The 23,023-nt window shown below is 38.7% G+C and carries 23 protein-coding genes; 20 read left to right on the plus strand and 3 right to left on the minus strand.

Going from position 1 to position 23,023, the window contains the following annotated elements; all coding sequences use genetic code 11:
- Positions 1-20: 20 nt before the first annotated feature.
- The 11 genes from GCWU000282_RS04630 to GCWU000282_RS04680 all read left to right on the plus strand — a co-directional run bounded on the left by GCWU000282_RS04630 (position 21) and on the right by GCWU000282_RS04680 (position 12,164).
- Complete coding sequence (locus tag GCWU000282_RS04630; protein ID WP_023353860.1) at positions 21-1,079, plus strand: type IV pilus twitching motility protein PilT; 1,059 nt, start codon at positions 21-23, stop codon at positions 1,077-1,079.
- A gap of 8 nt (positions 1,080-1,087) precedes the next feature.
- The gene (locus GCWU000282_RS04635; protein ID WP_023353861.1) at positions 1,088-1,273 is read left to right on the plus strand and encodes a DUF951 domain-containing protein; all 186 of its coding nucleotides are present in this window, start codon (positions 1,088-1,090) and stop codon (positions 1,271-1,273) included.
- Positions 1,274-1,431: 158 nt separating this feature from the next.
- Positions 1,432-1,719 carry a 30S ribosomal protein S6 gene (gene rpsF, locus GCWU000282_RS04640; RefSeq protein ID WP_023353862.1) on the plus strand — a complete coding sequence of 96 codons (288 nt, stop codon included), beginning with the start codon at positions 1,432-1,434 and terminating at the stop codon, positions 1,717-1,719.
- A gap of 21 nt (positions 1,720-1,740) precedes the next feature.
- The gene (locus tag GCWU000282_RS04645) at positions 1,741-2,190 is read left to right on the plus strand and encodes a single-stranded DNA-binding protein (protein ID WP_023353863.1); all 450 of its coding nucleotides are present in this window, start codon (positions 1,741-1,743) and stop codon (positions 2,188-2,190) included.
- An 18-nt stretch (positions 2,191-2,208) separates the two neighbouring features.
- Positions 2,209-2,487, plus strand: coding sequence for a 30S ribosomal protein S18 (gene rpsR, locus GCWU000282_RS04650; RefSeq protein ID WP_023353864.1), 279 nt, complete (start codon positions 2,209-2,211; stop codon positions 2,485-2,487).
- Between the two features lie 324 nt (positions 2,488-2,811).
- Positions 2,812-6,693: a DNA-directed RNA polymerase subunit beta gene (rpoB, locus tag GCWU000282_RS04655; protein ID WP_035039557.1), complete on the plus strand. Its 3,882-nt coding sequence runs from the start codon at positions 2,812-2,814 to the stop codon at positions 6,691-6,693.
- 100 nt (positions 6,694-6,793) lie between these two features.
- A complete protein-coding gene (rpoC, locus tag GCWU000282_RS04660; RefSeq protein WP_023353866.1) occupies positions 6,794-10,471 on the plus strand; it encodes a DNA-directed RNA polymerase subunit beta' in 3,678 nt (1,225 codons plus the stop codon).
- A gap of 162 nt (positions 10,472-10,633) precedes the next feature.
- Complete coding sequence (locus GCWU000282_RS04665) at positions 10,634-10,882, plus strand: type II toxin-antitoxin system Phd/YefM family antitoxin (RefSeq protein WP_023353867.1); 249 nt, start codon at positions 10,634-10,636, stop codon at positions 10,880-10,882.
- Positions 10,882-11,145: a Txe/YoeB family addiction module toxin gene (locus tag GCWU000282_RS04670; RefSeq protein ID WP_023353868.1), complete on the plus strand. Its 264-nt coding sequence runs from the start codon at positions 10,882-10,884 to the stop codon at positions 11,143-11,145. The genes GCWU000282_RS04665 and GCWU000282_RS04670 overlap by 1 nt, the downstream gene beginning before the upstream one ends.
- A gap of 507 nt (positions 11,146-11,652) precedes the next feature.
- Positions 11,653-11,934, plus strand: coding sequence for a BrnT family toxin (locus GCWU000282_RS04675; protein WP_084295335.1), 282 nt, complete (start codon positions 11,653-11,655; stop codon positions 11,932-11,934).
- 14 nt (positions 11,935-11,948) lie between these two features.
- On the plus strand, positions 11,949-12,164 hold the full coding sequence (locus GCWU000282_RS04680) for a BrnA antitoxin family protein (RefSeq protein WP_023353870.1): 216 nt from the start codon (positions 11,949-11,951) through the stop codon (positions 12,162-12,164).
- 55 nt (positions 12,165-12,219) lie between these two features.
- Here the strand turns inward: GCWU000282_RS04680 and GCWU000282_RS04685 are convergent, their stop codons facing one another.
- The 3 genes from GCWU000282_RS04685 to GCWU000282_RS04695 are packed head-to-tail and all read right to left on the minus strand — an operon-like array spanning position 12,220 to position 14,400.
- Entirely contained in the window at positions 12,220-13,203 is a 984-nt protein-coding gene (locus GCWU000282_RS04685) for a BtrH N-terminal domain-containing protein (protein ID WP_023353871.1), read from the minus strand.
- Between the two features lie 28 nt (positions 13,204-13,231).
- Positions 13,232-13,756, minus strand: a complete 525-nt coding sequence (locus GCWU000282_RS04690; RefSeq protein ID WP_023353872.1) for a PadR family transcriptional regulator — start codon at positions 13,754-13,756, stop codon at positions 13,232-13,234.
- 11 nt (positions 13,757-13,767) lie between these two features.
- On the minus strand, positions 13,768-14,400 hold the full coding sequence (locus GCWU000282_RS04695; RefSeq protein ID WP_023353873.1) for a GyrI-like domain-containing protein: 633 nt from the start codon (positions 14,398-14,400) through the stop codon (positions 13,768-13,770).
- Between the two features lie 242 nt (positions 14,401-14,642).
- On the opposite strand from GCWU000282_RS04695, the gene hisC reads away from it, so the two are divergent.
- The 9 genes from hisC to hisI all read left to right on the plus strand — a co-directional run bounded on the left by hisC (position 14,643) and on the right by hisI (position 22,928).
- Complete coding sequence (gene hisC, locus GCWU000282_RS04700; RefSeq protein WP_023353874.1) at positions 14,643-15,701, plus strand: histidinol-phosphate transaminase; 1,059 nt, start codon at positions 14,643-14,645, stop codon at positions 15,699-15,701.
- A 132-nt stretch (positions 15,702-15,833) separates the two neighbouring features.
- The gene (gene hisB, locus GCWU000282_RS04705) at positions 15,834-16,427 is read left to right on the plus strand and encodes an imidazoleglycerol-phosphate dehydratase HisB (RefSeq protein ID WP_023353875.1); all 594 of its coding nucleotides are present in this window, start codon (positions 15,834-15,836) and stop codon (positions 16,425-16,427) included.
- Positions 16,390-17,499 carry an ATP phosphoribosyltransferase regulatory subunit gene (locus GCWU000282_RS04710; RefSeq protein WP_084295336.1) on the plus strand — a complete coding sequence of 370 codons (1,110 nt, stop codon included), beginning with the start codon at positions 16,390-16,392 and terminating at the stop codon, positions 17,497-17,499. The genes hisB and GCWU000282_RS04710 overlap by 38 nt, the downstream gene beginning before the upstream one ends.
- A complete protein-coding gene (hisG, locus tag GCWU000282_RS04715; RefSeq protein ID WP_023353877.1) occupies positions 17,496-18,128 on the plus strand; it encodes an ATP phosphoribosyltransferase in 633 nt (210 codons plus the stop codon). Before GCWU000282_RS04710 ends, hisG begins: the two co-directional genes overlap by 4 nt.
- Positions 18,129-18,178: 50 nt before the next feature.
- On the plus strand, positions 18,179-19,456 hold the full coding sequence (gene hisD / locus GCWU000282_RS04720; RefSeq protein ID WP_023353878.1) for a histidinol dehydrogenase: 1,278 nt from the start codon (positions 18,179-18,181) through the stop codon (positions 19,454-19,456).
- A 284-nt stretch (positions 19,457-19,740) separates the two neighbouring features.
- A complete protein-coding gene (hisH, locus tag GCWU000282_RS04725) occupies positions 19,741-20,349 on the plus strand; it encodes an imidazole glycerol phosphate synthase subunit HisH (protein ID WP_023353879.1) in 609 nt (202 codons plus the stop codon).
- A 12-nt stretch (positions 20,350-20,361) separates the two neighbouring features.
- Positions 20,362-21,069, plus strand: a complete 708-nt coding sequence (gene hisA, locus GCWU000282_RS04730; protein ID WP_035039558.1) for a 1-(5-phosphoribosyl)-5-[(5-phosphoribosylamino)methylideneamino]imidazole-4-carboxamide isomerase — start codon at positions 20,362-20,364, stop codon at positions 21,067-21,069.
- Positions 21,066-21,824, plus strand: coding sequence for an imidazole glycerol phosphate synthase subunit HisF (hisF, locus tag GCWU000282_RS04735; RefSeq protein WP_023353881.1), 759 nt, complete (start codon positions 21,066-21,068; stop codon positions 21,822-21,824). The genes hisA and hisF overlap by 4 nt, the downstream gene beginning before the upstream one ends.
- Before the next feature lie 258 nt (positions 21,825-22,082).
- On the plus strand, positions 22,083-22,928 hold the full coding sequence (hisI, locus tag GCWU000282_RS16235; RefSeq protein ID WP_084295337.1) for a phosphoribosyl-AMP cyclohydrolase: 846 nt from the start codon (positions 22,083-22,085) through the stop codon (positions 22,926-22,928).
- The last annotated feature ends 95 nt before the right edge of the window (positions 22,929-23,023 follow it).

Below are 23,023 nucleotides of genomic sequence, written 5' to 3' on the forward strand. Positions count from 1 at the left end.
GTAAACTAGGAGGACTTAAAATGGAATTAATGAATATCCTTGAACAGGCTGTGAAGGATGATGCTTCGGACATTTTTCTTGTTGTTGGACAGGCTGTTTCATTTAAGCAGGATGGTTCAATTAAGAAGATGGATGAGGCAAAGCTTACACCGGTTGATACGGAAAATATTATTACCAATATTTACGATAAGGCAGGAAGAAGCTTAAGCCATTTTATGACAACGGGTGATGATGACTTTTCTCTTTCAATAGCCAATCTTGGGCGTTTCAGATGTAACGTGTTCAGGCAGAGAGGAACTTTTGGAGCGGTTATCCGAGTTGTTCATTTTGAGCTTCCGGGCTACAGGGAAATGAGAATTCCTGAGAGCATAATGAAACTTTCCGAACTTAATAAAGGACTTGTGCTTGTAACAGGAGCCGCAGGTTCGGGTAAGAGTACCACTATTTCTTATATTATAGACAGAATAAATGAAACAAGGAATTGCCATATACTCACACTTGAAGATCCTATTGAGTTTCTTCACAGACATAAAAAAAGCATAGTAAGCCAGCGCGAGGTTAAGATAGACAGTGAAAGCTATTCTTCCGCCTTAAGGGCGGCAATGCGTCAGTCTCCGGATGTAATCCTTGTAGGAGAAATGAGAGATTATGAAACTATTGATATAGCTATGACGGCGGCGGAGACAGGACATCTTGTACTTTCAACCCTGCATACTATCGGTGCCGCCAACACTATAGACCGGGTAATAGATGTATTCCCTGCATCCCAGCAGCAGCAGATAAGAGTACAGCTCTCTATGGTTTTACAGGCGGTAGTTTCCCAGCAGCTTATTCCGGGAATCAATAACGAACTGATTCCTGCCTTTGAAATAATGAAGGTAAACAGTGCTGTAAAGACTATGATCAGAGATAACAAGATACATCAGATTGATTCTGTTATCTATGCTTCCAAAAAAGAAGAAATGATAACTATGGATTCAAGTATACTCGAACTTTATACACAGGGACTTATTGACAGTCAGACAGCACTTAACTTTGCGGCCAATCAGGAAATGGTTGGAAGAGCGGTTAACAGGTAAGGGTTATTATGGAAATAAATCTTGACGATACAGTAACATTAAAAAAGATTCATCCTTGCGGTTCTTATGACTGGAAGGTGATAAGAACGGGTATGGATATAAGGCTTAGCTGTTTAGGTTGCGGAAGGCAGATTATGCTTCCGAGAAAGCAGGCAGAAAAGAGCATCAAAAAGATACTGCACCCCGGTGAGTAAGAAAAATTTTGGGAAAAGGATTTTGGTACTTGCAAAATCCTTTTTTTTATGGCATAATAAATATTCGTGATGTAAAAAATATATCCTTGCTCTTTTAAAGCTATTCGTCCTAGCGGAAAAAAGGGCCGGAAAAGACCAGAAGGAGGAGCAGAGCAACTATGAACAAATATGAATTAGCCTTAGTTGTTAATGCAAAAATCGAAGACGAGGCAAGAAACAAAGTTCTGGAAGATGTTAAGGGCCTTGTAACACGTTTTGGCGGAACTATCACCGATGTTGAAGAATGGGGAAAGAAGAAGCTTGCTTATGAGATTCAGAAGATGAGCGAAGGTTTCTACTACTTTATCCATTTTGAAGCTGAATCTACAGCGCCGGGTGAAATTGAAAGCCGTATCCGTATTATGGAGAACGTTCTTAGATTTTTATGCGTTAAACAGGAAGCATAACTAAGAAGGAGGTTTTCCTTTATGAACAAAGTAATTTTAATGGGCCGTTTAACAAGAGATCCTGAAGTGAGATATTCACAGGGAGAAGGACAGATGGCCATTGCAAGATTTTCGCTTGCGGTTGACAGAAGATTTAAGAGACAGGGAGATACAGTAACTGCTGATTTCTTTAACTGTACTGCTTTTGGTAAGCAGGGTGAATTTGTAGAAAAGTATCTTAAACAGGGCACCAAGGTAGTGGTTACCGGCCGTATCCAAAATGATAACTATACAAATAAAGAAGGTCAGAAGGTATACAGTGTTCAGGTTATTGTTGAAGAAATAGAATTTGCAGAGAGCAAGAATGCTTCAGCAGGAAACGGTGGTTCTTTCCAGAATGCACCTGTAGGCAATAGTCCTGAGCCTATGATGCCGGAGGATGGTTTTATGAATATTCCTGACGGTATTGACAACTCTCTCCCATTTCAATAAAGATTAGGAGGTAGGAACATGGCATTCAATAAGGATAACAAAGGTTCTAGAGAAGATAAAAATGATTTTCCACGCAGAAGACCAATGCACAGAAGAAAAAAAGTATGTGCGTTAACACCGGAGGAACTTGACAACCTTGATTACAAGGATGCAGCTAAGTTAAAGAAGTTCATCTCTGAAAGAGGAAAGATTCTTCCTAGAAGAATTACAGGAACAAGTGCAAGACATCAGAGAATACTTACAACAGCTATTAAGCGTGCTCGTCACTTAGCACTCATTCCATATGTTTGTGAATAATAAATAATAATAATGCTCTGCCAAATGAGAAATCAGGAGGCGGAGTTTCTTTTTTGTTTAATAGGAAAATTCAAAGAAATTTCATATTAAACAAAACTCTCTCGTGTTATTTTGTATTTAAAAGAAAAAATTCCAAGGCTTGACACCTTGAAAAAAAAATGATATTATAAAAAATGCACTATTATGTTTAATGTGGATAACTAGCCATATTATACCATAAATAAATTAAAAGTGCAAGTGTTTGTAAACGAAGTAATATCATTTTAACCATTGTTTTATGGCTTGATGGTAGATTTTAGAAAATATCAAGGGGTGAAAACGTCAATGAAGAAAAACAGGATTCGTCCGATTAAAGCAGGAAACGGAATAAGAATGAGTTATGCCAGACAGGAAGAAGTTCTTGAAATGCCTAATCTCATTGAGGTTCAGAAAAACTCATATCAGTGGCTTCTTACTGACGGACTAAGAGAAGTATTTGACGACATCTCTATGATTGTTGATTACAGTGGACGTTATGGGTTAAGATTCGTGGATTTTAGCCTTGATCCAAAGGAGAATCATACAATTGAGGTGTGCAAAGAAAGAGATGGGACTTATTCAGCTGCCCTTAAGGTAACTGTAGAATTAGTTGACTTGAAAGAGAAGAAAGTACGCTCGCAACAGAAGGGAGTATTCCTTGGTGAACTTCCTCTTATGACAGATACGGGAAGCTTTATTATCAATGGAGCTGAGCGTGTAATTGTAAGCCAGTTGGTACGTTCCCCAGGTATTTATTATAGTATAGCCCATGATAAGACAGGCAAAGAATTATATACTTCCCAGGTAATCCCTAACCGTGGTGCCTGGCTTGAATATGAGACAGACTCTAACAATGTATTCTATGTAAAAGTTGATAGAAACAGAAAGGTTCCGATCACCGTACTTGTCAGAGCGCTTGGTGTGAGCCTTAACAAAGATATTGAAGAATTATTCGGAGATGAGCCTAAGCTTCAGGCGAGTCTTGCTAAAGATGTAGCTACCAATTCGGATGAAGGTCTTCTTGAACTTTACAAGAAACTTCGTCCGGGTGAACCTTTGTTGGTAGAAAATGCTGCTAATTATATAAATAACATGCTTTTTGATCCAAAACGCTATGACCTTGCAAAGGTTGGTCGTTATAAATTTAACAAAAAGCTTGCATTCCGTAATCGTATAGTCAGACATGTGCTTGCAGAAGATGTAATGGACAAGTCTACAGGAGAGATTATTGGAGAGAAGGGAACGGAAATTACCGTTGAACTTGCGGATAAGATGCAGAATGCGGCAGTTCCTTATGTGTGGATTCAGGGAGAGGATAGAAATGTAAAGGTACTTTCTAACCTCATGGTTGACATTAACACATATTTACCGGAATTAAATAAAGAAGAGGTAGGTATCACCGAGCTTGTATACTATCCGAAACTTATGGATGTAATGGAGCTTGCAAATGGTGATTATACCGGTGATGATTTTAAACGTGAGCTTAAAAATTATGTAAATGATCTTATTCCAAAGCATATAACAAGGGAAGATATATTTGCATCTATTAACTATGTCTTTAACTTGGAGAATGGTATCGGTAATGAAGATGATATAGATCATCTTGGAAACAGACGTATCCGTGCTGTAGGTGAGCTTCTTCAGAACCAGTATCGTATAGGTCTTTCAAGAATGGAAAGAACTGTTCGTGATAAGATGAGTAATACAGGCAGTGATGTAATAGATGATTCCAATCCGGGAGATTTTATTAACTGCAAGCCTGTAACCGCAGCAATTAAAGAATTTTTCGGCAGTTCACAGTTGTCACAGTTCATGGATCAGCACAACCCTCTCGGTGAGCTGACACATAAAAGAAGGCTTTCAGCCCTCGGTCCGGGTGGTCTTTCAAGAGACAGAGCCGGATTTGAGGTTCGAGACGTACATTATTCCCACTATGGAAGAATGTGCCCTGTAGAAACACCTGAAGGACCTAACATCGGTCTTATTAACTCACTTGCAAGTTATGCAAGGATTAATGAATACGGCTTTATCGAAGCACCATACAGAAAGCTTGACAAGACAGATCCTAACAATCCGAGAGTAACAGATGAGGTGGTTTATCTTACCGCAGATGAAGAAGATCCGTTCATAGTTGCTCAGGCGAATGAGCCTTTGGATGAAAACGGATATTTTATAAATAATTCAGTGTCAGGTCGTTTCAGGGACGAGACTTCTACCTATGATAAAAAGAATGTGGAGTTGATGGACGTATCTCCTAAGATGGTCTTTTCAGCAGCTACAGCCATGATTCCTTTCCTTCAGAACGATGATGCGAACCGTGCGCTCATGGGATCTAACATGCAGCGTCAGGCAGTACCTCTCCTTTTCACTGATTCAGCGGTTGTCGGCACAGGTATGGAAGCTAAGGTTGCGGTTGACTCGGGTGTTTGTGTGCTTGCTGAGAAGGCAGGTGTGGTTGAAAGTGCCTGCGGTGACAGAATTTTAGTAAGGAATGATGATGATAACAGAATAACAGAGTATCCGCTTCTTAAGTTTGCAAGAAGTAACCAGGGTACCTGTATAAATCAGCGTCCTATAGTTAATAAGGGTGACCACGTAGAAGCTAAACAGGTAATAGCTGACGGTCCTTCTACAAAGGGCGGTGAAATCGGTCTTGGTAAGAGTCCTCTTATCGGCTTTATGACCTGGGAAGGTTATAACTACGAGGATGCGGTTCTGCTTTCAGAACGCCTTGTAAGAGATGATGTATATACTTCGATTCATATAGAGGAATATGAGTGTGAGGCCAGGGATACAAAACTTGGTGATGAGGAAATTACAAGAGATGTACCGGGTGTAGGCGACGATGCTCTTAAAGACCTTAATGAAGACGGTATTATAAGAATTGGTGCGGAAGTTCGTGCAGGAGATATTCTTGTAGGAAAGGTTACACCAAAGGGAGAGACAGAGCTTACTGCTGAGGAACGCTTACTCCGTGCTATTTTCGGTGAGAAGGCAAGAGAAGTAAGAGACACTTCGCTTCGTGTACCTCACGGTGAGTATGGAATCATAGTAGATGCTAAGAAGTTTGAAAGAGAAAAAGGTGACGAACTTGCACATGGCGTTAAGAAGAGTGTAAGGGTTTATATTGCGCAGAAGAGAAAGATTCAGGTCGGCGATAAGATGGCGGGTCGTCATGGTAATAAGGGTGTAGTTTCAAGAGTACTTCCTGTTGAAGATATGCCTTTCCTTCCAAACGGAAGACCGCTTGACATTGTACTGAATCCGCTTGGTGTGCCTTCCCGTATGAACATCGGTCAGGTGCTTGAGATTCACTTAAGTCTTGCAGCTACAGTACTTGGTGTGAAAGTATCCACACCAATATTTGATGGTGCAAACGAAGAGGATATTGGTGATACACTTGAACTTGCAAATGACTATATCAATATGCCGCTTGACGAGTTTGAACAGAAATACAGAGAAGATTTGGGCGATGAGGTAATGGACTATCTGCTTACACATCTTGAATCCAGAAATGACTGGAAGGGTGTTAAGATTGGAAGAGACGGTAAGGTATGGCTCAAAGACGGTAGAACAGGTCAGTATTTTGATTCACCTGCTACTGTAGGTTTCATGAATTACCTGAAGCTCCATCACCTTGTAGATGATAAGATTCATGCCCGTTCCACAGGTCCTTACTCACTTGTTACACAGCAACCGCTCGGCGGTAAAGCGCAGTTCGGCGGACAGCGTTTCGGTGAGATGGAGGTTTGGGCACTTGAGGCTTACGGTGCCGCATATACTCTTCAGGAAATACTTACAATTAAATCTGATGATGTTGTTGGTCGTGTTAAGACTTATGAAGCTATTATCAAGGGAGAAAACATAAGTGAACCGGGTATACCTGAGTCATTTAAGGTACTCCTTAAGGAACTTCAGTCACTTGCACTTGATGTTACCGTACTTGACGAGGATGGTAATGAAATCAAGATGATGGAAAATGTTGAATATGGTGATGAGGATCTTACTCCGCTCATTGAGACTGAGGAAACCTTTACCTTTGATGATGCTTCGGCTAAGAACGGTTTTACCACAGGTACGCCTGAAGAACTAGAAGATGGTATACAGGATGAAGAAGATTCCGATTATTTTGATGGTGAAGATTTAGACTTAGACTATGACGATAATAGCGATAATGAAGATTTTTAATCTCTATTGGAATTTTACGGAAGAGACAATGCTTGACAGGGGCTTATGCCATTTAGCATAAGCCCTATAGAGCTAAGTTTAATACGAAGGGAGTAACGGGATGTCAGAAATGGGCATAGAAAATGTTCAGCCAATTACTTATGATGCAATAAAGATAGGCTTGGCTTCACCTGAGAAAATAAAAGAATGGTCACATGGCGAGGTTAAAAAGCCTGAGACAATTAACTATAGAACACTCAAACCTGAAAAGGACGGGCTTTACTGTGAGAAAATATTCGGACCTAGTAAAGACTGGGAGTGTCATTGCGGAAAATATAAGAAAATACGTTATAAGGGTGTAATTTGTGACAGATGTGGAGTTGAAGTTACAAAGGCAACCGTAAGACGTGAGAGAATGGGACATATTGAGCTTGCGGCTCCTGTTTCCCATATTTGGTATTTTAAAGGTATCCCAAGCCGTATGGGTACTATTTTATCCATACCGCCAAGAAGTCTTGAAAAAGTACTTTACTTTGCTTCTTATATAGTTACTGACAAAGGAAGCAGTGAACTTGATAAGAAGACTATTCTTTCCGAGAAGGAATATGCAGAAGCAAGAGAAAAGTATGGCAATAACTTTAAGGCAGAGATGGGAGCTGAGGCTATATATAAGCTCCTTGCGGATATAGATCTTGAAGAAGAATCAAAGCGTCTTAAAGAGGAATTGAAGAAAGCTGGAAACTCCAAGAGCCAGAAGATGATTAAGGCAGCCAAAGAGCTTGCGGTGATCGAGGCTTTCAGAGAGTCGGGAAACCGTCCTGAATGGATGATACTTAAGGCTATTCCTGTACTTCCGCCTGATCTTCGTCCTATGGTACAGCTTGATGGCGGAAGATTTGCTACTTCTGATATGAATGACCTTTACAGAAGGATAATAAATAGAAATAACCGTCTCAAGAAGCTTCTTGAGATTGGCGCTCCTGATATCATTGTCAGAAATGAAAAGCGTATGCTTCAGGAGGCTGTAGATGCTCTTATTGACAACGGTCGCCGCGGAAAACCTGTTACAGGTCCCGGAAACAGAGCGCTTAAGTCGCTTTCGGATATGCTTAAGGGTAAGCAGGGACGTTTCCGTCAGAACCTTCTCGGTAAGCGTGTAGACTACTCCGGTCGTTCGGTTATCGTAGTCGGTCCTGACCTTAAGATATATCAGTGCGGTGTGCCTAAGGAAATGGCTATTGAGCTTTTTAAGCCTTTTGTTATGAAAGAGCTTGTAGCCCGTGATATAGCACATAATATTAAGTCAGCTAAAAAGATGGTAGAAAGAGTAGAGACACAGGTTTGGGATGTACTTGAAGATGTAATCAAGGATCATCCGGTTATGTTAAACCGTGCCCCTACACTTCACAGACTCGGTATTCAGGCATTTGAACCTGTACTTGTAGAGGGTAAGGCCATTAAGCTTCATCCGCTTGTGTGTACAGCCTTCAATGCGGATTTCGACGGAGATCAGATGGCTATACATCTTCCTCTTTCTGTTGAAGCGCAGGCGGAGTGCCGTTTCCTACTGCTTTCACCTAACAACCTCTTAAAGCCTTCTGACGGTGGTGTGGTTGCGGTTCCTTCACAGGATATGGTACTTGGTATTTATTATCTTACTCTTGAGAAACCGGGTGATAAGGGTGAGGGTATGTTCTTTAAGAACATGAATGAAGCCCTTCTTGCCTATGAGAACGGTTATATTACCTTACAGGCTAAGATTAAGGTCAGACGTGAGGGAATTAATTCTAAGGGAGTTAAAGAGCAGAAGATAATTGAATCAACTCTTGGAAGATTTATATTTAATGAAGTATTGGAACAGGATTTAGGCTTTGTAGACAGAAGCCTTGATGAGAACTTCTTAAAGCTTGAGATTGATTTCCTTGTAAAGAAAAAAGAGCTTAAGCAGATACTTGAGAAGTGTATGGCAAACTTAGGTGCGACAAGAACAGCAGAGATTATGGATGCTGTAAAGAGTCTTGGATACAAGTATTCAACCATAGCAGCCATGACTGTTTCTGTCTCGGATATGACGGTTCCGCCTGAAAAGCCTGCCATTCTTAAAGAAGCTCAGAACAAAGTTGAGGCTATTACCAAGAATTTTAGAAGAGGTCAGCTCACAGAGCAGGGAAGATATAAGGAAGTTATTGCTGCCTGGAAAGAAGCCGATGATGCGATAGCGGCAAAGCTTATGAGCGGTCTTGATAAATACAACAATATTTATATGATGGCACATTCCGGAGCCCGTGGTTCTGACAAGCAGATTAAGCAGCTTGCAGGTATGCGTGGACTTATGGCAGATACAAAGGGACATACTATTGAACTTCCTATCAAGTCAAACTTCCGTGAGGGACTTGACGTTCTGGAGTATTTCGTTTCCGCACATGGAGCAAGAAAAGGTCTTTCCGATACAGCTCTTCGTACAGCCGATTCGGGATATCTTACCAGAAGGCTTGTAGATGTATCTCAGGATCTTATTATAAGAGAAAATGATTGTCAGGCAGGAAAGAAAGAAATTCCGGGTATGTGGGTTTCTGCTTTTATGGATGGCAAGGAAGAGATAGAAAGCCTTGAAGAGAGAATCAAAGGAAGATATTCCTGCGAAACTATATATGATGACAATGGCGAAGTTATAGTTAAGGCAAATCATATCATTACCCCTAAGCGTGCAGCAAGGATAATGAAGACCAAGGCTGTAACAGAGGCAGGAGTTGCCGCTAAGATTAAGATTCGTACAGTACTTACCTGCCGCAGTCATGTTGGTATCTGTTCGAAGTGCTATGGTGCAAACATGGCAACAGGTGAACCTGTTCAGGTAGGTGAGGCAGTAGGTATTATAGCTGCTCAGTCTATCGGTGAGCCGGGTACACAGCTTACAATGAGAACCTTCCATACCGGTGGTGTTGCGGGTGGAGATATTACACAGGGTCTTCCTCGTGTAGAGGAACTTTTTGAAGCTCGTAAACCAAAGGGTCTTGCTATTATTTCTGAGATTGCCGGTAAGGTAAGTATTCAGGATACAAAGAGCAGACGTGAGGTTGTAGTTACAGCTGATGATGGAGAAGAGAAGAAATATCCTATCAACTATGGCTCAAGGATAAAGGTAGCTGACGGTGATGTGATTGAAGCCGGTGATGAAATCACAGAGGGTAGTATCAATCCGCACGACCTTTTAAACATCAAGGGTGTAAGAGCGGTACAGGATTATATGATTCGTGAAGTACAGCGTGTATACCGTTTACAGGGTGTTGAGATTAACGATAAGCATATTGAGATGATAGTTCGTCAGATGCTTAAGAAGATAAAGATATCAGAGCCGGGAGATTCTGATTATTTAACCGGTGAATATGCCGATATAATCGAGTTTGAGGAGCTTAATGAGCAGCTTGAGCAGGAAGGCTTCGAGAAGGCGGAGGGTGAGAGAACTATGCTTGGTATTACCAAGGCTTCCCTTGCTACCAACTCATTCCTTTCAGCAGCTTCCTTCCAGGAAACAACCAAGGTACTTACTGATGCGGCTATCAAGGGTAAGGTGGATAAGCTCATCGGTCTTAAGGAAAATGTTATCTTAGGTAAGCTCATCCCTGCCGGTACAGGTATGAAGTTCTATCGTTCAGTAAAGCTTGACAGCGATAATGAATTTGATGAAGCAGAGGAGGGAGAGGAAACTCTCAATCCGGATGAATTTGAAGGAAATTATGCGGAAAGTTATGAAGATGAAGAATTTGAGACTGTAGACAACGGACAGGATGAAGAATAATTGGATTAGAATTATAGTCAGACAGGAGTGGCTTAGGCTGCTCCTGTTTTTATACATAAGAGAAATGGTATGAATAATTCTAAAATGTGAATTTATTTGTATAAAAGACATTGAATATATAGCGTATGTACGTTATAATGTACATATTAGGAGGTGTATAAAATGCTGAATACAAATATAACTAATTTTAGAAAAAATATTTTTGGATTATTAGAGCAGACAATAAAATTTAATGAACCTGTCAATGTGAGTACAAAAGATGGAAATGCGGTGATTATAAGTGAGGAAGATTACAATGGACTTATGGAAACACTATATATTTCCACTATTCCTAATATGAAAGAAAAGATTATAGAAGGGTTAAATACTCCGATTAGTGAATGTGTAGCAGAAGATGAGGTAGAGTGGTAATGTATAATATTGTTTATACAAAGAAAGCCATTAATGATATACCAAAGCTAAAAAATGTGAAGTTAGATAAAAAAACAAGAGCCCTCATAGAGATTATTAAAGAAAATCCGTATAAAACACCGCCGTCCTATGAAAAGCTGATGGGAGACTTAACCGGTGCATATTCAAGGCGTATCAATATCAAACACAGGCTGGCATATGAGGTTTTAGAAGAAGAAAAGATTGTTAAGATAATTAGTTTATGGACGCATTATGATTTTTAATAATTAACCCCCAATTTGGTCTAAATTTAAGTATAATCCCCTTGCATTTTCTATAAATATAGTATATAATATAAATGAGATTGAAAATCATTTGCAAATCATAAGAAAAAAATATTATAGCTTATAAAGAAATTGTGCAAGGGGGTATGGATATGAGTGAAGCGTTTGTAAAAAGAAGAATAATCAGAGGTTTAGTCCTTGCAGCACTTGCTATAGTTGTAAATCTGTTGGCGGGTTCGATTTTGATATAATACATTAATTCCTGACAAAAGGCTCATGGCAGTAACAAAAGAGTTATTGCTATGGGCTTTTTTGTTTTCTATAAAATTCTGCCGGAATTTCCCTGTAAACAGAAACCAATCTAAAAGCTGCATAAATCGTGAGATGGAAGTTAGACTTGTGCATATTTTATCAAATTTATTAAAAATATAATGAAAAACAAATGTCCTTGACTTATACATATATAATACTTATAATATAAGTATAGTTCAAAAGGTGGTACAAAATTTGAAGTTTGAGTGGGACGAAAATAAGAACGAGATAAATCAAAGAAAACATGGAATTTCATTCGATGAGGTTACATCAGTATTTAGAGATACTTTTGCTATTGTATTTGATGATCCGGATCATTCAGATAACGAGGAACGTTTTCTGATAATCGGAACAAGTGATGAAAGAGGTATTTGTCTGGTAAGTCATTGTTATAGAGGACAAGACCAGGTAATAAGAATAATATCTGCAAGAAAAGCTACTAAGACAGAACGCAATATTTATGAAGAGGGAATCTGAGAGGAGACTGTACTATGAGAGAAGAATATGATATAAAGAACTTAAACCCAAGAAAAAATCCTTATGCAAAGTTTTTAAAAAAGCAAGTAACAATAAACCTTGATGAAGACACTATAGCCTATTTTAAAGCTCAATCGGAGAGTGCAGGTATACCATATCAGACATTGATTAATCTATATCTTAGAGATTGTGTAGTAAAAAAACGTCAGATTGAGGTATCCTGGACTTAAAGAAGGATGAAAAGAAAAACTTCCACTCTCCATTTTTGCGTTAATATGCGCTACTTTAGCTATATACATTTACTAATATCTGCATGGCTTCTTTTTCCTGTACCGAGATTTTTTTCATCTTTTCTGAAGCTTCTAAAATATAGTTTCTGTTATTGGTATCAGATACTTTTTCAAATAGAGCAATAACTTCTTCCCAATTTTTAGCAATCTCAATAAACGATAAATATGCAAGCTTTATCGTTTCATTATTTGTTAAATCATAGGCTTCTTTTAGAAAATCACGATATAAATTTCTAAATATTGCTCCTCCAGTCCCTGCCTTTTCCATTAACATAGCAGTCATCTTAAAATCATATTCAACACTTTTTGAATTGTCAAACCATTTGATGATTTCATCACTCGCTTTATAAATGCCATTATATGTCAGATTCTTTATTGATGGATTTAAATACGTTACGGCATTATTGTGTATTGCAGATAAAATAGCCGTTTTTATAGGTAATATTTCTGCTTTTTTTTCGATTACATAAAATAAGTTTTTAGATGACATGGAACCTTTTTCGTTTCGTGCCTGCTCTAAACTCGCTAAAGAACTGCTTACTTCACATCCTTGTTGTGCAGTATCAACTAAAAAAGCATTCTTATCATCATATCCAACTATAGCAACATAGTGTCCGGCAAAATGAATTGGATTTGTAAAATATTCCAAGTGATAGCAATCTAGCTTTAGACCAACTGCCTGCCCTCTGTCCAATAATCCTTTGACAGATTTCCAGGCTTTATCCTTTGAAGAAGTTTCCCTTACATCAAGGCTTAATCCCAAATTTTTTACTATATTGCGTGTCAATAAATCAGGTTTAATTCTCCCACCTATGAATGGTGTATTCATGGATTTCATATTCCAAAGAACAAATCCCAGACCTTCTCCTAAGCCAAATAACATCGGCTCACTTAATTCAATACCGAGCTGATTCAAGAGAGTTCCTGTTGCGGTAGTTTCACAATGCTGGCCTACGAATGGTTTCACATCTAGCTTCATATGCTCTCCTCCCAAAAATCAAATTTCATTATGGTTGCAAAGCCTCAATTTCAGATTCTAACCAATTTAACTCAGATTGAAGCATAACCAGAGCAAAGCTGAATAATTGTCTGGCAGAGCGTGGTGCGTTTTTTTCTGCTGATTTCTGTATTTTCAAGGCCTGTAAATCTTCCTCCAGTGTCTTTTTTCGCTCTGTAAATACTTCTATCAACTCCTTAGAAGATAGTCTTTGGCTGTTAGACAAGGCAGTCATAAAATGTGAGTTTGCCGGTTGACGGTCTATTAAGCGATGACGCGTTTTTTCTGCCAGAACTGTTGAACCCGACTTTGTAATGTTATACTCTTTCTTATCTTTTCCCTTAGTCGGTACACTCTCAGCCAGACCTTTATTCTCTAGTTTTTCAAGGATATAATAAATTGATGAAAAACCTACGTCTGTCCATTTTCTCATCCCTCTTTCTTCAATCAATTTTTCAATCTGGTAGCCATGGCGCGGTTGTTCTGCCAATATACCGAGGATTAGCTCCTCGGTTAAGGATGTTCTGATAGTCATTTTATATTCTCCTATTTCTTTTTAATTGGATGTCTGATAATAGTTTTTAGTTTGGCAGGTTCCGTTTTGCGAAAATCACTGATATAGATTTCATGATGCATACGCTCATCTGTAATATCCGGTTGATATCCCTCATTTTCTATATAAGCATGCATTTTTTCAACCGTTATAGGTTCATCATTATAAGGGCCAATATGTAAACATTGAACACAGAGGCCTTCGTCATAATTTAAGTATTCCACCTTAGAAAAATCCATTTTCTTCTTAGTTGTCACTTGATGAATAGCCCAGTCAAAATTTTCTTTACTTACGAAATCCGGCAGACGAAGGAGAGAGATAAATCGAAAATCGTTTTTACGTTCATAATCAACTCCCTTGATGCCTTCCTGCCACCAAAAACCTTCTAATGGCGGGACAACAAAATCAAAGTAGCCCTCCATGCGATAATTTGTATTTTTACTCATCTTAATGGCATAGGCAAGCGGGTAAAGCAAGTTAATGGCTTGCTTATACTCGCCACCTTCCTCGTTCGGATTCCCCTTACCTCGAACTGTCAAAAAATTCATTTTGGGAATCTTAACAATTGTCGGGATAGTCTTAGTTGGATAATACTCCTTAAATTCTTTCTTAAAATCAAAAGCCATTTTGCTTTCCTCCTTTTGCTGTTATTATTCTATTACTAGAATAGTGACTAATGATATTCTATCACTAGAATATCATTTTGTCAAGAAAAGTAAAAATCAGTAATCAACACACCCATCAACACACCCATTTGCCGTTTGTATAATAAAATACTTGACACAAACTTAAGCTAAGGTTATAATAATAAAAATTTTAATACTTTAGCAAGGTAGAGTGATAATAAATGAAAGCAAAGAGGTAGCCTATGTCCAAGTTTTTTAATAAATACTATGAAAGCCTTACACCCTATGTACCGGGAGAACAGCCCCAGGATAAAACATATATAAAGCTGAATACCAATGAATCTCCGTTTCCGCCGGCTTACAGCCTAAATAGAAATTTTGATATGGAGCTTGTTGAAGGACTGAAGTTCTATTCAGATCCAGAGGTCAAAGAGCTGAAACAGGCTATAGCTGAGTACTATAACTTGGATTACAGTGAAGTAATTATAGGAAACGGTTCGGATGAATGTCTTTATTACAGTTTTATGGCATTCGGTGAAAACGGAATGAGTTTTCCTGATATCACCTACGGTTTCTACAGGGTATACGCTGATATAAATCATATAAAGGCAAATATTATTCCTCTTAAAGAAGATTTTTTAATTGATACAGAAGACTATAAGAATCTCGGAACGGCAATAATTATAGCCAATCCGAATGCACCTACGGGACTGATGCTAAGCCTTACAGAGATAAGGGAAATATTAGAAAACAATAAGAATAATGTAGTAATCATAGATGAGGCTTATATAGACTTTGCTGATGAGAGCTCGGCAGTCAGACTGATACCGGAGTATGACAACCTCCTTGTTATTCAGACATTTTCAAAATCACGTTCTCTGGCAGGAGCAAGGGTTGGTTTTGCAATGGGAAAGGCAGAGCTTATAGCAGACCTTGAAAGAATTAAATTTTCCACCAATCCATACAATGTAAATACTGTTTCAATGAAAATGGCGGTAGAAGGGATAAAAAACATCAACTATTTTAAAGAGAATTGTGATAAGATAAAAGCAAACAGAGAATTTGTGGGAAATGAACTTATGAAACTGGGTTTTGAAGTTTTAGCTTCTAAGGCTAATTTCCTGTTTGCAAGGTCAGATAAAATAAGCGGAATTAAACTTTATGAAAAGCTAAAAGAAAATGGCATCTTAGTAAGACATTTTAACGAAGAGAGGATAAAAGAATTTAATAGGATAACCATTGGCAGTATGGAAGATATGAAAATACTTATTGGAAAAATAAAAGTAATTTTGCAGGAATGAAATATATAATATTCCCAATTATTCATGCGATAGGTCACAGACCTCTTATTCTGCATAGTTCTTGTAGGATGTTCACAAGATGTTGCGTTAATAATTTGGGATAAATAATGAGAAAATGAGAGGTATGGAGATATGAGAAAAGCTGACATAAAGAGAGAAACGGCAGAAACAAAGATAGAACTAAGCCTTGATTTGGATGGAAACATAGAAAATTCAGAGATATCAACAGGTGTCGGTTTTTTAGATCATATGCTTACCTTATTTTCAAGATATGCGGGAATTGAGCTTAAAGTTAAATGTAAAGGAGATACATGGGTAGATGACCACCATAGTGTGGAAGATATAGGTATAGTTTTAGGTCTGGCACTTAAAGATGCTCTGGGGGATAAGAAAGGTATAGTTCGTTTCGGAGAAGCCTGCCAGCCTATGGATGAAAGCCTTGTACTTACTGCACTTGACATATCGGGCAGGGGAAGATTTTATACTGATTTACATTTTCTTACAGAAAAAATAGGGACCTTTGATACCGAGTTGGTTGCCGAGTTTATGACAGCATTTGCAAATAATGCAGGAATTACCCTTCATATCAGACAATTTGCAGGCACAAACTCCCACCATATAGCTGAGGCAGCCTTCAAGGGACTTGGCAGAGCCTTACGTGTTGCAGTTTCTACAGACAGCAGATTTAATGACAAGATACCTTCTACCAAAGGACTGCTCGGTTAGGGAGGGGAAACGAGGGAAGATGATAAATAAGGAATTAAAAACATTATATGAAGGCTACGGATACAAAAGATTTAAGATGTCCAAGTTTGAGCCGTACGAACTTTATATAGAAAATAAAGACTTCTTAAATACCAATCAGATTATAACCTTCACCGATTTGGATGGTGAACTGCTTGCATTAAAGCCTGATGTAACCCTAAGTATAATGAAGTCCGGAGTGGGAAGGGGAAGGATATATTATAACGAGAATATATACCGCCCAAAGGACAGGCATTTTAAGGAAATTAAACAATCAGGTATTGAATATATAGGTAAATTAACTACTTACGCAGAAGCTGAAGTTATAGCACTTGCAGCCAAGAGCCTTAAGCTTTTCGGAAATGATATAAGAATAAGAATCAGTGATGTGTCAATGCTATCAGAAATTTTTGAAAATCTGGCTTTGCCTGAGCTTACCGGAAACCGTATATTTCAGCTTTTTGAGTCAAAGAATACCGCCGGCCTTGATATCCTTGTAAATGAAGGAAAACTTGACAGCAAGGCTGCAGAAAAACTTAAAGAGATTTTGAATCTCTATCTCCCCTTAGAAGAAGGAGTTAATGTACTTGAAAGTAAGGGATTTATAGAAAATGCCACACATATAAAGGAACTTGTAAAGGCTTTGAAAGCTTTTAATGTACTTGAAAATATCTACCTTGATTTTTCACTTATAAACTCAATGGATTATTATAACGGAATTATTTTCCAGGGAGCTGTTTCAGGTATTCCGTTCACTGTGCTTTCCGGCGGCAGATATGATAAGCTGGCGGAAAAGATGGGGAAGGAAGTGGGGGCTGTAGGCTTTGCACTGGATTTATCTCTGATTGAAAATTATAAAGAGGAAAGGGATAAATATGATGTAGACTATCTTATAATTTTCGATGAAGCAGAGGATGAAATTACAAAGGCGGTAAATAAGGTAGAAGAATTGATAGAAAAAGGATACAGGGTGCAGCTTGCAGAAAAGTCTGAAGAAGAAATGGCAAAGAGAATCAGGGCTAAGGAAGTACTGGAGTTAAGGAGAATGATATGATAAATATAGCTCTTCCCAAAGGAAGAATAGGCAGTAAATCTTACCGCCTTTTAGAACAGGCAGGCTATCCCTGTCCTGAAATTCTGGAACCCAACCGCAAGCTTACTTTTGTGAATGAGGAAAAGGGTGTCAGATATTTTTGGGTAAAGCCTTCCGATGTGGCAATTTACGTGGAAAGGGGAGCAGCGGATGTAGGAGTTTGCGGCGCTGATATACTTAGGGAATATGAGCCTGATGTATACGAACTTCTTGACCTTGGTATAGGAAGGTGTAGGATGTGTGTCTGCGGTGAGAAGGATTTTTTTGAAAATCCTGAAAAGACACTTAAGATAGCCACCAAATTTCCCAATATTGCAGGAAAATACTATGAGGAAGCAGGAAGGGATATAGATATAATTAAGTTAAACGGCTCTATAGAAATAGCTCCCTTACTGGGACTTTCCGATATAATAGTGGATATAGTGGAGACAGGAAATACTCTTCGTGAAAACGGGCTTGAAGTGCTTGAGGAAATTCTTCCGATAAGTGCAAGGTTTATATGTAACAAGGTAAGTTTCCAATTTAAAAATAAAGAGATTACCCAAATGCGTGATAAATTATCATACTGTACTGTGCAGAAAATGAGTTAAGTGACCTATGTCGTGAATAATTAGGGATTATTAAGGGTTAAGGAGCAGCTATGATTAAAATATATGAAGTAGGTAAGATTAAGGAAGAAGAGATATTTGCCAGAAATGAGCCTGTGGCAGAGGTAGGCGGCATTGTCAGTGAAATAATTAACAATGTAAAAACAAACGGAGATAAGGCTTTAAGCGAATATCTTGAGAAATTTGATAAGGTAAAGCTTACAGATTTCAAGGTTAGTGAGGAAGAAATTACAGCCGCTCTAAATAAAGTAGAACCTGAGTTTTTGGAAATATTAAAAGAAGCTGAAAGTAATATCAGGGCATTTCATGAAAAACAGGTTCGTCAGGGTTTTATGATGACGGCTAAGAACGGAGTTATCTTAGGTCAGAGAGTAGTTCCTATAGAAAAGGTGGGTATTTATGTGCCGGGAGGAACTGCTGCCTATCCGTCTACTGTACTTATGGATGCAGTTCCTGCAAAGATTGCGGGAGTATCTGAGATAATTATGGTTACACCACCAAATAAAACCGGAGAAATCAATCCTTATATACTTGCAGCAGCTAAGATTGCAGGAGTTACAGCTATTTACAAACTGGGCGGAGCACAGGCGGTTGCAGCCCTTGCTTACGGTACTGAGAGTGTGCCTAAGGTGGATAAGATAGTAGGACCGGGCAATGCCTTTGTGGCAGAAGCCAAGAAGCAGGTCTTTGGCCAGGTCGGAATAGATATGATAGCCGGACCTTCCGAAGTCTTGGTACTTGCAGATGGAAAGTCAAATCCAAAGTTTGTGGCAGCGGATTTGCTAAGTCAGGCAGAACATGATAAAAATGCAGCTTGTGTGCTTATTACGGAGTCGGAGAAGCTTGCAAAAGAAGTCCAAAAGGAAATAGAAAATCAGCTTGCCTGCCTTCTAAGAGAGGAAATAGCAAGAGTCTCTATTGACAACAATGGGAAGATAATTATTTGCAAGGATTTGCTTCAGGGCATAGATATAGCGAACCGAATAGCACCTGAGCATATGGAGGTATGTGTAGACGAGCCGTTTAATTATCTGGGACTGATTAAAAATGCAGGCTCGGTTTTCCTCGGAAGATACAATGCAGAGCCAACAGGTGATTATTTTGCTGGCCCGAACCACACCCTGCCGACTTCAGGCACGGCAAGGTTTTACAGCCCTCTGTCGGTAGAGGATTTTGTAAAAAATATTCAGTACAGCTATTATACGGAGGAAGCACTTAAAGCAGATTATAAGAAAATATCATACTTTGCTAATAAAGAAGGGCTTACAGCACATGCAAGGGCGGTAGATATCAGATTTGAAGAGCAGTGATAGTGGCAAAACAAAAGGACTACTTCTGTAGAATAAAAGGATTAGGTGTTTTTTACATAGGTAAAATTGATACAGGATTGCTACGGTTTCACCTCTCGCAATCTTTGAAAAAATATTCGTAATCCGCTCATTTTTTGCAAAAATGGCTAATTGCTCATATTTTTTGTGTGTCAAGAGATAAGAAATTCTTTTGCAAGCAAGCTTGTATTGAATTTTTATACTTTTGACACTTGTATCAAGTTATAAAAACACATGTGAACAATGAAAAGTAATGGGGAGAAATTATGACAGTTATAATAGACTATGGAGTAGGGAATTTATTTTCGCTTGTCAGTTCTCTTAAAAAAATAGGAGAAGAGGCTATTATCAGTTCTGATAAAGATATTATTTCGCAGGCTGACAGAATAATTTTGCCGGGAGTAGGAGCTTTTGGTGATGCTATTGCCAAACTAAATGGGAGTGGGCTTTCAGATATAATTATGGAAGACGTTTCTAAAGGGAAGCCGCTTTTAGGCATTTGCTTAGGCATGCAGCTGTTATTTGAAAAGTCGTTTGAATATGGGGAAAATAAAGGCTTGGGGTTGATAAAAGGAGAAATAAGAGCCTTAAGTGAAGTGATACCAAATAATCTTAAGATTCCTCATATGGGCTGGAATGGTTTGCATTTTAAGAAAAAAAGCCCTATATTTGAGGGCTTGGCTGAAGGTGACGAGGTGTATTTTGTACATAGTTTTGCAGGCTTTTATTGTGAGGAAAGCCTTATAGCAACTGCCGAATACAGTGTGGAAGTAACTGCGGCAGTAAACAATAAAAATGTATACGGGGTGCAGTTTCACCCTGAAAAAAGCGGAGAAAAAGGGTTTAAGATACTTAAAAATTTTTGCAGACTGTGAAAGGTGGCAGCTATGATAATATTTCCTGCTATAGACATATATGAAGGCAAGGTAGTCAGGCTCTTAAAGGGTGACTATAACAAGATGACAATTTACAGCGAAAATGTAGTAGATAAGGCTTGTGAAATAGAAGCTGCAGGCGGTGAGTGGCTGCATCTGGTAGATTTAGAAGGAGCAAAGGAAGGAAATACTCCTAATTTTACCTATGTTGAAGAAATCTGTAAAAAGACAGGGCTGAAGGTTGAAATAGGCGGAGGTATAAGAACTGAAGCAACCATTGAAAAATACATAAATGCGGGAGTAAATAGGATAATCTTGGGCACAAAGGCTGCTACAGACAAGGAATTTCTAAATAAAATGACAGATAAATACAGAGAGAAGATAGCTGTAGGTATAGATGTAAAAGATGAAAAGGTTGCCATTAAGGGCTGGTTAGAGGTAACTGATAAGACTATATTTGACTTTGTGACCGAGCTTAAGGAGATAGGGATAAAAAATATTATCGTAACTGACATAGCAAAGGACGGTGCTATGAGTGGTATAAATGTTTCATTTTATGAAAAGCTAAGTAAATTTACGGATATGGACATAACGGCATCCGGCGGAGTAACTACTTTAGATGACCTTATAAGGCTTAAAAATACAGGTATTTATGGAGCGATTTTAGGAAAAGCTATGTACACCGGAAACGTTGATTTAAGAGAGGCGCTTAAAATATGATTACAAAAAGAATAATTCCATGCTTGGATGTAAAAGACGGAAAAGTCGTAAAAGGTGTGAATTTCACAGGGCTTAAAGAAATCTCGGAGCCGGTGGAGCTTGGGAAATATTACAGCGAAGCCGGGGCTGACGAGCTGGTGTTTTATGATATTACAGCCAGTGTTGAAGGAAGAAAGTTGTTTGTAGATATTTTAACAAAGGTTGCCGGGGAAATATTCATCCCCCTTACCGTAGGCGGCGGAATCAGCACATTAGAGGACTTTGACAGGGTATTAAAATGCGGTGCGGACAAGGTATCTGTAAACTCGGGTGCGATCAGGAATCCAGAGCTTATAAATGAAGCCGCCTGCAAATACGGAAATCAATGCGTGGTGCTTTCAGTGGATGTAAAGATGGTAGATGGTGATTATCATATATTTGCGGAAGGTGGCAGAAGGGATACCGAATTATCTGCACTTAGTTTTATAGAAGCCGGGATTAAAAGGGGAGCAGGTGAAGTTGTGGTAAATTCCATAGATACAGACGGAGTTAGGCAGGGATTTGATATTAAGCTTTTAAAAGCTGTCTGTGATATTAGTCCCGTACCTGTTATAGCTTCAGGCGGAGCCGGAAAGCTAGGGGATTTTACGGATTTATTTAAGGAGATACCTGATATTTCAGCAGGACTTGCAGCCTCTATCTTTCATTCCGGAGAGGTGAAGATAAAGGATTTGAAAAAAGAATTAAAAGAGCAGGGAATTTTGGTAAGAGTTTAATATATAATACAAGTGTCAAAAGCATAAAATTCTGTGTAAGCTTGCTTGCAAAAGAATTTATTATCTTTTGACAAGAAAAAATGGGTAAGTAGCCGTTTTTTGCAAAAAAATGAGCGGATTACGAATATTTTTGCAAGAACCCTGAGAAGCGAAGTTCCTGCAATCCTGTATCAGTTGCTATAGAACACTTCTATACCGTTAGAAGTGTATAAGCTGATGAGATTTGCCGCTTGGCACATAAATTTAGGAGAAAACAGTATGTTTGATATAGATAAGATTAAATTTGATGAAAAGGGGCTTGTTCCCTGCATAGTTCAGGATTATACCACAGGCAGGGTGCTTACTGTGGCCTATATGAACAGGGAATCCCTTGAAATAACCCTCAGGAAGAAGCTTACCTGCTTTTATTCCCGTTCGAGAAAGGAGCTATGGCTAAAGGGTGAAACCAGCGGCAACTATCAGCATGTAGTCAGTATTGAAGCTGATTGTGATTATGATGCACTGTTGGTACGCGTGGTAAGAGACGGTGCTGCCTGCCACAGAGGGAATGAGAGCTGTTTTGATGATACTATGAAGATTGAATTTGAGGAAAATATTATGGAAATGATAGATATTTATAATGAAAATAAAGAGAAAACAGGTGTAGTACAACCTCGTGAGACTAAGCTAAAAAAAGGGCAGTATATGCTCTATGTACTTGCTGTTCTTGAAGATGAATACGGCAAGGTTCTTGCAACCAGAAGAAGCCTTGATAAAAGATGGGCGGCAGGAGCCTGGGAAATACCCGGAGGAAGTGCCAGATCGGGAGAAAGCTCCGAAGCTGCGGTCCTTAGGGAAATAGTCGAAGAAACAGGGCTTGATATAGCAAAGCACAAGGGGAAGCTAATCTACAGCTATAAAAATGAAGATACTGAGAGCGGTGACAATTACTTTGTTGACATCTATCATTTTAAGGGCTGTTTTAATAAAAGCAGTATAAGGGTAAATCCTGATGAGGTAATAGATTACAGATTTGTGGATGAGGATGATATGGAGATACTTAAGGAAGAGGAAGGGTTTTTGCATTATGAGAGGATTAAGGAAGCTTTAGGGAGGCTTGGATAAAAAACTGTTTAACGGGGTTGTCGCTTTAAAAATCATACCGTAAAATATATGCATCTTTAGTGATTTTTATCATCATATTCTGTGTGTTTTATGTT

The organism is Catonella morbi ATCC 51271, assembly GCF_000160035.2.
GTDB lineage: Bacteria > Bacillota > Clostridia > Lachnospirales > Lachnospiraceae > Catonella > Catonella morbi.